12 protein-coding genes are annotated in these 12,322 nt (G+C 42.0%); 9 read left to right on the plus strand and 3 right to left on the minus strand.

Annotated features, from left to right (window positions below):
* On the plus strand, window positions 1-381 hold the full coding sequence (qoxD, locus tag GPA07_RS02385) for a cytochrome aa3 quinol oxidase subunit IV (protein ID WP_157291969.1): 381 nt from the start codon (window positions 1-3) through the stop codon (window positions 379-381).
* A gap of 76 nt (window positions 382-457) precedes the next feature.
* Here qoxD and GPA07_RS02390 read toward each other — a convergent pair whose 3' ends face one another.
* Complete coding sequence (locus GPA07_RS02390) at window positions 458-721, minus strand: spore morphogenesis/germination protein YwcE (protein ID WP_008359613.1); 264 nt, start codon at window positions 719-721, stop codon at window positions 458-460.
* Window positions 722-1,196: 475 nt separating this feature from the next.
* Between GPA07_RS02390 and GPA07_RS02395 the strand changes: the two genes are divergently transcribed.
* The 3 genes from GPA07_RS02395 (at window position 1,197) to GPA07_RS02405 (ending at window position 4,325) form a co-directional block, all read left to right on the plus strand.
* The gene (locus GPA07_RS02395; protein WP_008359611.1) at window positions 1,197-2,408 is read left to right on the plus strand and encodes an FtsW/RodA/SpoVE family cell cycle protein; all 1,212 of its coding nucleotides are present in this window, start codon (window positions 1,197-1,199) and stop codon (window positions 2,406-2,408) included.
* Between the two features lie 110 nt (window positions 2,409-2,518).
* Window positions 2,519-3,268 carry an oxygen-insensitive NADPH nitroreductase gene (gene nfsA, locus GPA07_RS02400; protein ID WP_071168388.1) on the plus strand — a complete coding sequence of 250 codons (750 nt, stop codon included), beginning with the start codon at window positions 2,519-2,521 and terminating at the stop codon, window positions 3,266-3,268.
* Window positions 3,269-3,323: 55 nt separating this feature from the next.
* A complete protein-coding gene (locus tag GPA07_RS02405; RefSeq protein ID WP_157291970.1) occupies window positions 3,324-4,325 on the plus strand; it encodes an LLM class flavin-dependent oxidoreductase in 1,002 nt (333 codons plus the stop codon).
* Window positions 4,326-4,336: 11 nt separating this feature from the next.
* On the opposite strand, the gene GPA07_RS02410 is transcribed toward GPA07_RS02405, so the two are convergent.
* Together GPA07_RS02410 and GPA07_RS02415 are read right to left on the minus strand one after the other, a co-directional pair.
* Window positions 4,337-4,564: a hypothetical protein gene (locus GPA07_RS02410; RefSeq protein WP_008359606.1), complete on the minus strand. Its 228-nt coding sequence runs from the start codon at window positions 4,562-4,564 to the stop codon at window positions 4,337-4,339.
* 81 nt (window positions 4,565-4,645) lie between these two features.
* Window positions 4,646-7,072, minus strand: coding sequence for a S8 family peptidase (locus GPA07_RS02415; protein ID WP_157291971.1), 2,427 nt, complete (start codon window positions 7,070-7,072; stop codon window positions 4,646-4,648).
* 492 nt (window positions 7,073-7,564) lie between these two features.
* Here GPA07_RS02415 and GPA07_RS02420 point away from each other — a divergent pair, with 492 nt between their 5' ends.
* From GPA07_RS02420 to GPA07_RS02440, 5 genes are all read left to right on the plus strand, one after another.
* Window positions 7,565-7,843, plus strand: a complete 279-nt coding sequence (locus GPA07_RS02420; RefSeq protein WP_008359603.1) for a hypothetical protein — start codon at window positions 7,565-7,567, stop codon at window positions 7,841-7,843.
* 52 nt (window positions 7,844-7,895) lie between these two features.
* Entirely contained in the window at window positions 7,896-8,729 is an 834-nt protein-coding gene (locus tag GPA07_RS02425; RefSeq protein ID WP_157291972.1) for a PRD domain-containing protein, read from the plus strand.
* A gap of 254 nt (window positions 8,730-8,983) precedes the next feature.
* A complete protein-coding gene (locus GPA07_RS02430) occupies window positions 8,984-10,372 on the plus strand; it encodes a sucrose-specific PTS transporter subunit IIBC (protein WP_008359600.1) in 1,389 nt (462 codons plus the stop codon).
* A gap of 19 nt (window positions 10,373-10,391) precedes the next feature.
* Window positions 10,392-11,849: a glycoside hydrolase family 32 protein gene (locus tag GPA07_RS02435; RefSeq protein WP_157291973.1), complete on the plus strand. Its 1,458-nt coding sequence runs from the start codon at window positions 10,392-10,394 to the stop codon at window positions 11,847-11,849.
* A gap of 199 nt (window positions 11,850-12,048) precedes the next feature.
* Window positions 12,049-12,303: a hypothetical protein gene (locus GPA07_RS02440; protein WP_008359596.1), complete on the plus strand. Its 255-nt coding sequence runs from the start codon at window positions 12,049-12,051 to the stop codon at window positions 12,301-12,303.
* Window positions 12,304-12,322: the final 19 nt, after the last annotated feature.

The following is a 12,322-nucleotide window of genomic DNA, read 5'->3' on the forward strand; positions in this document are numbered from 1 at the left end:
ATGGCTGGAAAAACACATTCCTCAGCAGAGCACGAACACTTCCCTTGGAAACATGTAGTCGGCTTCGGTCTATCTATTGTGCTAACGATCTTAGCATTTTGGATTGCCATTGGAGCTGAAATTGGCAGTACCGCAAAGCTATGGATCATCTTTGGTTTTGCATTCATTCAAGCATTCTTGCAGCTGTTCATGTTCATGCACATGACAGAGAGCGAGAACGGGACTGTTCAAGTCGGAAATACATTGTTTGGCCTATTCTGTGCGATTATTTTCGTCATCGGATCTGTTTGGATCTTCGCGGCTCACTACAGCCACGGGGAAAACAGCAAAGACGGATATTCACCGTCTGCGCCAAAGCAGTCTGAGCATTCAGGTCATTAATAAAAAACCACTCATCATCAAAGATGAGTGGTTTTTATGATGGTTGTGATAACGTTTCCAATTGGTGGTGTGATAACTATCTGCTGCTGAATCTTTTGCGAATGAATGGAAGTCCATAGATGAGGAACGCTGCAATGTGAGCCAAAATGACGTTAATGGCAAAGAATGCGATCATGAAGGTATGTCCTGTTGGAGATAAGCTGCTTGTCATATAAAGACCGAAGAAAATCCACATAATCATAATTGGTGGAATAGAAGCTAATGCAATCTTTCTGTTTTCTAACCATAAAAACAGGGGTGTAGCCGTTGCAATACATAGGTACGCAAAGAACATATCCATCGTATCCAACTCCTTTGTAAGTTGATGTTCAAGTCAAATGAGAGGTCAGGATGCAATTGTGTCTGTTTTTAGGAGATATTGTGAACATTTTGTTACAATTATTATACCACAATTGACATTGTTGTAAACTCAATAATTGGAAAATGGGCCTTATTCCGTAGAAAATGGTTTTTTCTTATACCTCAGTAAAACTTATGCTGGTATGATGTTAGCTTTTCATATCGCCACATAAGTCATTGAATTTTCCCCTTAAAATCTGTAAAATAATCTTTTTAAAGGACTTGTGATCGGCTGAATTAATAGAGTGCAAAGGAATTTTTTCCTATTGTTAGAATGAAAAGTATTTCACTTTTTGAAAATTGAATGGAACCTTTAGGATGTATCTTCCGTCATATTTAAGGTGAGTTGCTTTTGTGAAAATTTCAATCTAATATAAATAAGGGCTTTTATGTTTTGTAATAAGGGTGGTTAGTTCATGAACAAGCAGAATACATCTCCTTACTATCAGGGAGATTTGATTTTTATATTTTTAGCCTTCTTTGCCATCAGTGTTATTGCCATATATGCTGCGGGTCAGTTTGGACAGTATGGTTCTAACGCATGGACCAGACAGATCATTTACTACATGGTCGGGGTCATATGTATTGTGGCTATTAATTACTTTGACCTTGAACAATTAGAAAAGCTGAGCTTATATATTTTTATAGGCGGCATTATGCTATTAATCTTTCTGAAAATCGCTCCTGCACAAATTGCAGGTCATGATTTTGCACCAATTAAAAATGGTGCAAAAAGCTGGTTTGTGTTACCGGGTATTGGAACACTTCAGCCTTCAGAGTTCATGAAAATTGGATTGATTATGATGCTCGCATCTGTCATTGGGAAGGCAACCCCAAGAGGTAAACGGACATTAGAAGATGATATTTTTCTTCTTTTAAAAATCGCTGGGGTGTCTGCTGTACCAGTTGGGCTAATCTTTTTGCAGGATGCAGGGACGGCTGCGGTATGTATGTTTATTGTCATCGTCATGGTATTTTTATCAGGGGTCAATTGGAAATTGATCTCTCTCCTCGGTTCAGTGGTTGTACTCTTAGTGGCTGCTGTGTTAGCCGTCATCATCCTATTTCCTGATTTCGCACAAAAAATGGGGATTCAGCAGTATCAGATCAACCGGATTACCGCTTGGCTGCCTGATAGTTCTACTTCAGATAACCAAGCGCAGACACAAGATGCTACAAGTAGTGACAAGTTTCAGGTTGATAGAGCCATTATGGCTATTGGGTCTGGACAAATCTTTGGGAACGGCATTAAAAACTTGAAAGTATATGTCCCAGAGGCACAGACAGATATGATTTTCTCTATTATAGGAGAAGCCTTTGGCTTTGTCGGCTGTGCGTTTGTTGTGATCATGTTCTTCTTCCTGATTTACCGGCTTGTCGTGCTGATTGATCGTATCCATCCTTATAGCCGATTTGCGTCATTCTTCTGTGTAGGATATACAGCACTGATTGTGATTCATACGTTCCAGAACATTGGGATGAACATCGGCGTCATGCCTGTAACAGGGATTCCGCTCCTGTTTATCAGTTTTGGAGGAAGCTCTGTCGTATCTGTTTTAATTGGGTTTGGTATCGTATATAACGCAAGTGTTCAATTAACGAAATATCAAAGTTATTTATTTAAGTAAAGCGGGTAAAGGGCAGTCTAAGCAGAGACTGCTCTTTTTTGTGCGTGTCTAACTTTTGAAAAGCAATATCACTTTGTCTTATGATAGTAGGAGTGAAGGAGGTCTTCGAAGTGAATCAAACGATAGAAACCATATTAAATCATCGGTCCATCCGTTCGTTTACAGACGAGCGTCTGACAAAGGACGAGGTGCTGACACTTGTCAAAAGTGCACAAGCGGCATCCACATCCAGCTATGTGCAGGCGTATAGCATCATTGGTGTAACAGATCAGGAGAAGAAGGCCAAGCTTGCTAAACTTGCCGGAAATCAGCCATACGTTGAGAAGAATGGGCATTTCTTTGTCTTCTGTGCAGATTTGAAACGCCACGATTATCTTGCGCAAAAAGCAGGGAAGAACCATCAGGAAGCATTTGAGAATACGGAAGCCTTCCTCATCAGTGTGATTGATGCGGCGTTGGCTGCGCAAAATCTCAGTGTTGCCGCAGAATCAATGGGACTTGGTATCTGCTATATTGGCGGACTGCGTAATCAGCTGAAGGAAGTGTCTGAATTACTTGAAACACCTGCCTACGTACTGCCGTTATTTGGTTTGGCTGTCGGGCATCCTGCCAATCCATCGTCACAAAAGGAACGACTGCCAGCTGAGCTGATTTATCATGAAAACTCATATCAGCAAGATGAAGCACATATGGATCGTTATTTAAAAGAGTATGATGAACGCATTTCAGCATATTATGAAGAACGAACAAACGGCGAAAGAAAAGATACTTGGTCTGAGCAGATGCTGCGAGGCTTCAGCCAGCCAAAACGTACCTACCTCGGAGATTTTGTGAAAGAGAAGGGTTTTAATCGAAAATAAATAGAACTTCCCCCTTTCGATGAGAGAGGGGGATTTCTGTAAGAGGTGCAACATCATGAAATTAAGTATACTGGATCAATCTCCTTTGATTGGAGATGCGACGCCTGCAGAGGCGCTGAGGCAGACAGTTGAGCTGGCGAAGCAGGCGGAAACATGGGGCTATCACCGATTTTGGGTATCTGAGCATCATTTTTCAAACCGGCTCGCAGGATCGAGTCCAGAGGTGCTTCTCGGCCATTTATCAGCCGTTACGTCACATATACGTATTGGCTCTGGCGGCGTCATGCTTCCCCACTACAGTGCCTATAAAGTAGCAGAGAACTTCAGAGTGCTCGAAGCATTGGCTCCGGGCAGAATTGATCTTGGTTTTGGACGTGCCCCTGGAGGCATGCCAATCTCCTCCATTGCCCTTCATCATGGTGAACGCAAGCGCCTTGGTGATCAATATCCTGAGCAGGTAGAAGAATTGAAAGTTTATTTACATGATTTAGCCGATGAATTTTATCCGTTGCCTCATCTGACCGCTTCTCCGAAGGTAGAAACCGCACCAGAGGTATGGATGCTTGGTTCCTCTGGAGGAAGTGCTCGGCTTGCCGCAAAAGCAGGTGCAGGCTATACGTTTGCTCTGTTTATTAATGGTGAAGGCGGAGAAGACTCTATGAGGCAGTATATCAACCGATTTGAACCTTCAGTATTTGGTGATCAGCCGCGCGTCAGTCTTGCGGTCTTCGTTTTATGTGCAGAAACTGAGGAGCATGCAGAAAAACTGGCTATCAGCTTAGATTTATCATTATTAGCCAATGAGCAAGGTCAGAATCTTGGCGGATTCCCTTCATATGAAGAAGCGCAGGCATATCCCTACAGTCCATATGAACAAAAACGAGTAGCAGCCAATCGAAAGAGGATGGTCGTTGGAACCCCATCCTCTGTGAAACAGCAGCTGACAGCACTTGCAAAGGCTTATCGTACAGATGAAGTGATCGCTGTGACCATCACACATGATATAGAAGACCGTTTGGCTTCGTATCGTTTATTAAAGGAAGCTTTTCAAGCGTAACGTATGTATATTTACCGTCCGCGCAGCCAGTAAAAGGGGTAGAGGAGTATCATGATGAGAATAAAGGCAGCTGTCATCGCCAAGCTAAGCGGATATATACAGGTGACATAGACAGTCAGCTCACATGCTTTTTGAAAAGGACGAGGCTGTTTTGCGAGTAAAAAGGTAAAAAAGTAAACCAAGGTGATCGTCAGAAAAAAAGCAGTCAAAAAAGAAACGGTCCATAGCAATATCAACATGAATAACTCTTTCCTCCATATATGATAGAAAAGCCTTGTTGAGCTGATGTGCTCATACAAGGCTTTTTATGTGATTCTTGTTTATTCAGGATAAATGTCAAACGGTTCTCTCGTTTGAACCGTATCTGATTTGCCTTTCAGGCTCGCATACGCAAGCATTGTATACTCACCAGCTGCTAGCTTTTGACCTTGATTGATCGTGCCATTCCATTTCAAGCGCTGCTCTCCTTTATCAACATGTTGATAAACACCTGCTTCACCTAAATATTCTCCATCTGTCGAGTAGACGAGGAATGCAAGGTTTTCAGCACCGCCTGGAAGATAGCTGCTAATCACATAGCTTCCAGCACGATTATCCGGCTCTACTGAAACAGAAGTAACGCGCGGATAATCCGGTTCTTTTACAATCAACAATGTTGGGATTTCAGTGACCTTTCTGCCATTTTCCCGAATTGTGATACTGCCTTGATACGTTCCTTTTTTCGTTTTTCCATAATTCACTTGTACCGCGGAAGTAAAGGAGCCAGTGGAATTGCCTTTGACTGTGATTTTTTTCGTTCCGTTTGTGCTGATGCCGGTGCCATCGAATGTGTAATCAATGGTATAGGTTTTCGGTGCTTTTGAAAGGTTTTGTACCTTGAATGTCTTCGTTTTGATTTGAACGCCTTTTTCTTTTAAGAAAGTGCCGTACGAATAGCTGGCATCAGAAACGATAGAAGACGCTTGGAGTGATTCGATGATTCGAACACTGCCTGTTCCCTGAGTGTTATGAGGGAACGGGCTGCCATTTGGGTCAAACAGTTTTTCCGCTGTATTCATCATCAATGCTTTGATTTGTTCCGTAGAATACGATGGTTTTGCTTGTTTGATAATCGCTGCCACTCCTGCCACATGTGGAGATGCCATGCTTGTTCCTTGCTTAGAACCATATCCGTATGGCTGAGAAGGATCGTGTGTCGGAATTGTACTGACAATACTCACGCCAGGTGCTGAGAGATCTGGTTTGATCATCCAAGTATCCACAACAGGTCCACGGGATGAGAAGTCGGCTACCTGCTCACTTAGTTCTTTCACAAATTGAATGGAGAACGTCGTTGTATTGTTTCCAGCCTCAATGGCTTTAACAAGCGCTGTTCCTTCCGCTTTTGAAAGCTTAATCGTAGGTAGAGCAAGACCTGGTACATCCACAGGAATTTCTCCATCTACATTGTTATACATCACAACGCCGATCGCACCAGCGGCTTTTGCATTGTCCACTTTATCCACAAAGGCGATGGCTCCACGTTCAATCACCGCAACCTTTCCTTTGACATCGATGTTTTCAAATGCTTTTTCGTCACCGATTCCTGCTGGGACAAGTGTGACTTGCTTTTGATCAAGTGCCTTTAAATCACTTTCTTGATAGTAGCCCATGATTTTTGCCGTTGAATAGTTCGGGAATTTTACATTGTATAGACTGTACGGAAGCTGAGTTGCTCCGACAGAAATAGCATCTCTTGATGTTCCAGGAGAGCCAACCGTCCAGCTGTTCGGCCCGCTGTTTCCATTTGATGTAACAGCGACAACGCCTTCAGACATAGCCCAATCAAGTGCAATGCTTGTTGCATAATCAGGGTTATTCACACTGTTTCCAAGAGACAGGTTCATGACATCTGCTCCGTCAGTGACAGCCCGGTCGATGCCTGCAAGGACGTTTTCAGTTGTTCCTGATCCGCCTGGTCCAAGTACACGGTATGCAAGGAGGGTGGCATCTTTTGCGACACCTTTCATTTTCCCGTTTGCTGCAATCGTTCCTGCAACGTGTGTGCCGTGATCTGTAGATTCGCCTCTAGGATCTCCTTTAGGTGTTTCTTGTGGAGAATAATCATGATCGACAAAGTCATAGCCTTTGTATAAACCGAAGTTTCCTTTTAAATCAGGGTGGGTATAGTCTACTCCAGTATCAATAACAGCGACTTTTACCCCTTTTCCAGAGTAACCGGCATCCCAAGCTTTTGGTGCACCGATAAATGGAGCGCTTTTATCCATCAGTGGAGAGACATCTTCATTTGGAAGCTGGACGCTTTCCTTTTTCACTTCATCTGTTTTATATGTAACATCCGGGTAAACGGCTTTCACTCCATCCACTGCGAGCAGCTTCGGAATTTCGTTTGCAGGAAGTTTCATCGAAAAACCAGAGAAGACTTTTTCATATTCTTGACGAACACTCGCTTTATCTAGCTTTTTGAGTGCTGCATTCTTAACTTTTGTTCGAGATTTTTTAAGAGAGGCTTTCGTTTGTGCTTCGCCTTCTTGTTTGGCTTCAACTAAGGATTTTTCTTTTAATTCAACAATGACAGTGGTTTGTTTTCTAGAGTTGACATTGATTTCGCCGAAGATTTCTGCTTTTTCCAGTTCCACCTGTTTGTTTGATGGAGCGGCAGCAGCCTGTTGACCTGAAAAGAATGTGGATAAGGTAAAAATAGTGGAGAACAATAGAACAGAAGAACGAGAGATTACTTTTTTCAATTAATTTTCCCCTTTCTAGCTGTGTATTTAGGGAGATAGCCTTTCTTTTTGTGGATAAATAGGAAAGATTCACTGCCCGTTATTAAGTATTCAATATGATGAACCCAATCCCTTTACTAAAATGGTCTTATTTTACATAGTCATAAAGAACTATTTTGTTTATAAAGTCTCACTTATACACAATGATCTGTTGATAACTTGATTATTCGGATATATATATGGAATATAAAAAAATCACATACACAAAATCTAGTGAGAGGGTGTTGATATGTGGATAAACCCTGTTGATAAGATGTGTTTATCTTTGGGATAGTGTGTGCATAATATTTTCATTGGAACATGATGATCTTCTGCACTTTTCAACAAAACTTCTGAAAACTAGTTCGTTTTTTCACCCAGATTGTGACAAACCTCTCTCTTTTCTCGGGATATGATAGGAGCAGTTATTTTGCTAGAGCTGCTAGATTCTAAGAAAAGTGGAGGGAATGTTCAGTGAAGAAATGGAAGAACTGGTTCAGTGTATGGTTTGGTTTCATGATGAATGTGCTTGTGAATCCTGGTGTCATGATGAAGCAGCAAGGATGTAAAGTAGCCGCTGTGGATGTGGGATTCTTTCAAACGGTGAGAGGGAGACAGCAAGAGAAACTGGCAGAGGAAAACAAGAAGAAGCGCAGGATCGAGCGGAAGTTTCAGGAAAGTCTGATGATGCTTTATGAAAAGACAACGAGAGAGGCGCGTGCTGGTCCGCTCTTACCTTTACAGAAAAGTTGAAACAGGGTAAAATCCCACATAAGAAACGTTATCTGGTGGGAGAGGATACCCCTTGAAGATATATAAAATCTTGAATAATAATGCAGTGGTTGTAAAGGAGGGTGATCAGGAGAAAATTGTGATGGGACCCGGAATTGCATTTCAGAAGGGGAAAAATGACGTCGTTCCCGTTCAAAAAATAGAGAAAATTTTTGTTGTGCGTGAAGAAAATGAGAAATTTAAGCAAATTCTTGCGACATTGCCAGAAGCGCATATTGAGGTGGCAGAGCATATTATCAGTTATGCAGAGGGTGAACTCATGATGCCGCTCAGTGATCATATCCACATATCACTGACAGATCATTTATCCTTTGCCATTGAACGCGTTCAAAAAGGCATTGTCTTATATAATAAATTGCTTGGTGAGATCAAAGTCTTATATAAGCAGGAATATGAGATTGGAAAGTATGCGATTCGTTATGTAAAGGAGCGGCTTGGGGTTGACCTGCCGGACGATGAGGCAGGATATGTGGCTCTTCATATTCATACGGCCAAAATGAATACGGAGTCCATGAAGAAGACGGTTAAATACACAACGATGATCAAAGAAATGATCGAGTATATTGAGCGCGATTTTGAGCGCTCGATTGATGAAGACAGTATTTCTTATCAGCGGCTTGTGACACATTTGAGGTATGCGTTAGGCAGGTTGGAATCGAATGAAGCATTTCAAATCATGGACGATGATATGCTGATGTTTATCCAAACAAAGTATGATTCAGCTTACCAGTGTGCGCTTGGACTTGCTGATTTTCTGAAAAATGAATATGGACTTCATCTCCCTGAATCGGAGATCGGCTACATCACGCTGCATGTCCAGCGTCTGCAGGATGCCGAATTGGTTTAATGGTTGTGCCTGTCCGCAGGCTTTTTTTTATGCACACTACTCTTCTTAGTGTATATGGGTCATTTGATTCGGAAAAATAGGTTGACGAAGGTCGTACTCTTATACTATGATGAAAGCGTAATCAAAATTCAATATCGTGGGATTGTGACTGTCAGGCAGGCAAGACCTAAAATTTGCGTAACGAGGGGACGTGTATGTCCTTTGATCGTTGGTGAATTTTAGGTCTTTTTTGATTTTAAAAAGGGGGAGACAACATGGATTATCAAAAAACAGCCAAAGAATTAACAACATTATTAGGTGGAAAAGAAAATATCATCAGTGCAACGCATTGTGCCACACGACTCAGATTGGTGATGAAAGATGAGGATTTGATCGACAAAGAGGCCATTGAAGAGCTTGATGGTGTGAAGGGTGCCTTCTCAAGCTCGGGTCAATTCCAGATTATATTTGGAACTGGATCTGTCAACAAGGTATATGAGCCATTTGCTCGTGAGACCGGTCTTGAGACAGACGACGAGAATCAAAAGCCTGTCAGCCATGATGAAGCAGTGAAACAAAAAATGAATCCACTTGCACGTTTTGCTAAGACGCTATCGAATATTTTTGTGCCGATCATTCCGGCAATTGTTGCAAGCGGTCTATTAATGGGTCTTTTAGGCATGATGAAAGCCTTCAACTGGGCTGATCCAAGCTCCGCGATCTTCCAAATGCTTGATATGTTTTCAAGTGCTGCCTTTATCATATTACCGATTTTAATTGGGGTCAGTGCAGCGAAAGAGTTTGGTGGAAACCCATATTTAGGGGCTGTCATTGGGGGAATCATGATTCACCCGAACCTGCTGAACCCATGGGGACTGACAGAGGCGAAACCAGAATATATGCATTTATTCAATTTTGATATTGCGCTTCTTGGTTATCAAGGAACAGTCATTCCAGTGTTGTTGACTGTGTATATCATGTGTCTGATTGAAAAGAATTTGAGAAAAGTAGTGCCAAACAGTATTGATTTACTGGTGACTCCGTTTGTGACGGTGATTGTGACTGGATTTGTGACGTTTATTGCTGTGGGACCGCTAGGAAGAATACTCGGTACTGGAATCTCGAATGCCCTCACATATGTTTATGATCATGCAGGATTTTTAGCAGGACTCATTTTCGGAGGAACCTACTCGTTAATTGTACTGACAGGGGTTCACCACAGTTTCCATGCCATTGAGGCAGGACTGCTGAATGATATCGGACGTAACTATTTGCTACCGATTTGGGCAATGTCCAACGTTGCTCAAGGCGGGGCAGGATTAGCTGTCTTTTTCTTAGCAAAGCGTGCGAAAACGAAAGAAATTGCGCTCCCAGCAGCATTTTCTGCTTTCTTAGGTATTACGGAGCCAGTCATATTCGGTGTGAACCTTCGCTATCGTAAGCCGTTTATTGCGGCAATGATTGGAGGCGCATTAGGTGGAGCGTTTGTCGTCTTTACGAAAGTCGCAGCCAACGCTTATGGCTTAACGGGTATTCCGATGATTGCGATTGCAGCTCCATTAGGTTTGCAAAATGTGGTAAATTATGTTATTGGTATGTTAATAGCTGTTGCTGTTTCATTTATTCTTACCATCATCTTTAAAGTAAAAGAAGTCGAAAAATGATCAAGGAGTGGTCACAGTCATGACAACTACTGACGCAGCACTTCGTCAAAAGGTAGCAGACCGTATTCGAAACTATGAGCATTTGGTGAAAAAAGACGTGTACCGCCAGCATTTTCATTTGATGCCGCCAGTCGGTCTTTTAAATGACCCGAATGGATTGATTCAGTGGAAGGGAGTCTACCATGTGTTTTATCAGTGGCAGCCATTTAAAACAGGTCACGGTGCAAAATTTTGGGGTCACTACACATCTACCGATCTAGTGAATTGGAAGCATGAAGAAGCTGCTCTCACGCCAAGTGATTGGTTTGATCAAAATGGCTGTTATTCTGGAAGTGCAGTCATTGATGATGGACGTATGTATGTGATGTATACCGGAAATGTGCGTGATGAGCAAGGGAATCGTGAGACCTATCAATGTTTAGCTGTTTCAGAGGATGGGATTCATTTTCACAAAAAGGGTGTCGTGGCGACTTTGCCAGAAGGATTTACCGCACATTTTCGTGACCCGAAGGTGTGGAAGAGAAATGGTCAGTGGTTTATGGTCCTGGGTGCACAAAGCGAAGACCTTAAAGGACATCTTGTATTATTCACAGCTGATACATTAGACAATTGGACGTTTCAGGGCATTATTGCAGGCAGTGGAAAGAACGGATTAGGCAATTTCGGATATATGTGGGAATGCCCAGATTTGTTTGAATTAGACGGCCGGGATGTATTGATCGTGTCACCACAGGGACTGGAGCCTGACGGATTAAAATACCACAATACACATCAATCTGGTTATTTTGTTGGTACATTAGATGATAGCTCCTACCAATATACACATGGAGCGTTTGAGGAGCTGGATCGCGGCTTTGACTTTTATGCGCAGCAGACCTTTCAAGATGAATCAGGCAGGCGTATTTTAATGGGATGGATGGGTGTGCCCGATCAAGGAGAAGAGCATCATCCGACAATCTCTTATCAATGGATCCATTGCTTAACGATTCCAAGAGAGCTTCGTTTAGATGATGAGGGACGTCTAATTCAAAAGCCAGTAAGTGAACTTCAATCCATGCGGACAAATGAACAAGAACATGTTTTTCACATTAAGCGTTCCGTTCATTCCATTCCTGTACAAGATATTACGAGAGCCGAGATATTGATTGATCAGATTGAAACACAAAAAGGATTTGAATGCTGTATTCGTGCAGCTGCCCGTATCATTTATGATAAAGATGAGGGGAAACTGACGTTAGAGAGAGATCGATTTGAAGATCGAACAAAGGAAGTTCGTGAAGTAGAAATGAAGGAATTACGGGATCTGCATATCTTTATTGATGCATCATCCATTGAGATTTTTGTAAACGGAGGACGGGAAGTATTTACCTCACGTTACTTTCCTTCCCCGGGAAATAAATCAATCTCGATAAGTGGCAGAAATGAAACGAAGCTTAAACTGAAGACGTGGCATTTACAAACAAAAGCAGGTCATTGATCTGCTTTTTTCTAGTGAGATCAGCCTGAATCTTAGAACCTATAGAGTGTTAAATCAAGGGCTCACTCCGGTGACGGGGAGCGGTTTGATGACGTTTTACATATATGATAACAGGTTGAATTATGATATCATTTTAAAATATATACAGCTGAGGCTGACGTTTATCCAAATGCGGTAGGACAAAAAAGGGGTTGTTTACTTGAATTCAAAACAGCAGCCGACGACTAGAAAACGCTTGGAGACAATGGCAGATCATGTTGAAGATAAACGTGAAGAATATAAAGAATTGCTGATTCAAGTCCAATCTATTCTCGGTGAACCTTCTCTAGAGCAGGAAGAATTAAAAGAGAAGCTGTCAGATACGTATAAACAAATGAAAGAATATGCCTTATTTGTTGAATCCATTGAAGCCTTTATTCGAAAAATGGCGAAAGAATCCGATCAGCAAAAGTAGGGATTGATGTATCGTAAAA

This window comes from Bacillus sp. ms-22, from assembly GCF_009759805.1.
Lineage (GTDB): Bacteria > Bacillota > Bacilli > Bacillales > Bacillaceae > Bacillus > Bacillus xiamenensis.

Coding starts and splice junctions, on each gene's coding strand:
- qoxD (WP_157291969.1), top strand. CDS start 1: ATGGCTGGAAAAACACATTCCTCAGCAGAGCACGAACACTTCCCTTGG.
- GPA07_RS02435 (WP_157291973.1), top strand. CDS start 10,392: ATGACAACTACTGACGCAGCACTTCGTCAAAAGGTAGCAGACCGTATT.
- GPA07_RS02405 (WP_157291970.1), top strand. CDS start 3,324: ATGAAATTAAGTATACTGGATCAATCTCCTTTGATTGGAGATGCGACG.
- GPA07_RS02430 (WP_008359600.1), top strand. CDS start 8,984: ATGGATTATCAAAAAACAGCCAAAGAATTAACAACATTATTAGGTGGA.
- GPA07_RS02410 (WP_008359606.1), bottom strand. CDS start 4,564: ATGTTGATATTGCTATGGACCGTTTCTTTTTTGACTGCTTTTTTTCTG.
- GPA07_RS02390 (WP_008359613.1), bottom strand. CDS start 721: ATGGATATGTTCTTTGCGTACCTATGTATTGCAACGGCTACACCCCTG.
- GPA07_RS02395 (WP_008359611.1), top strand. CDS start 1,197: ATGAACAAGCAGAATACATCTCCTTACTATCAGGGAGATTTGATTTTT.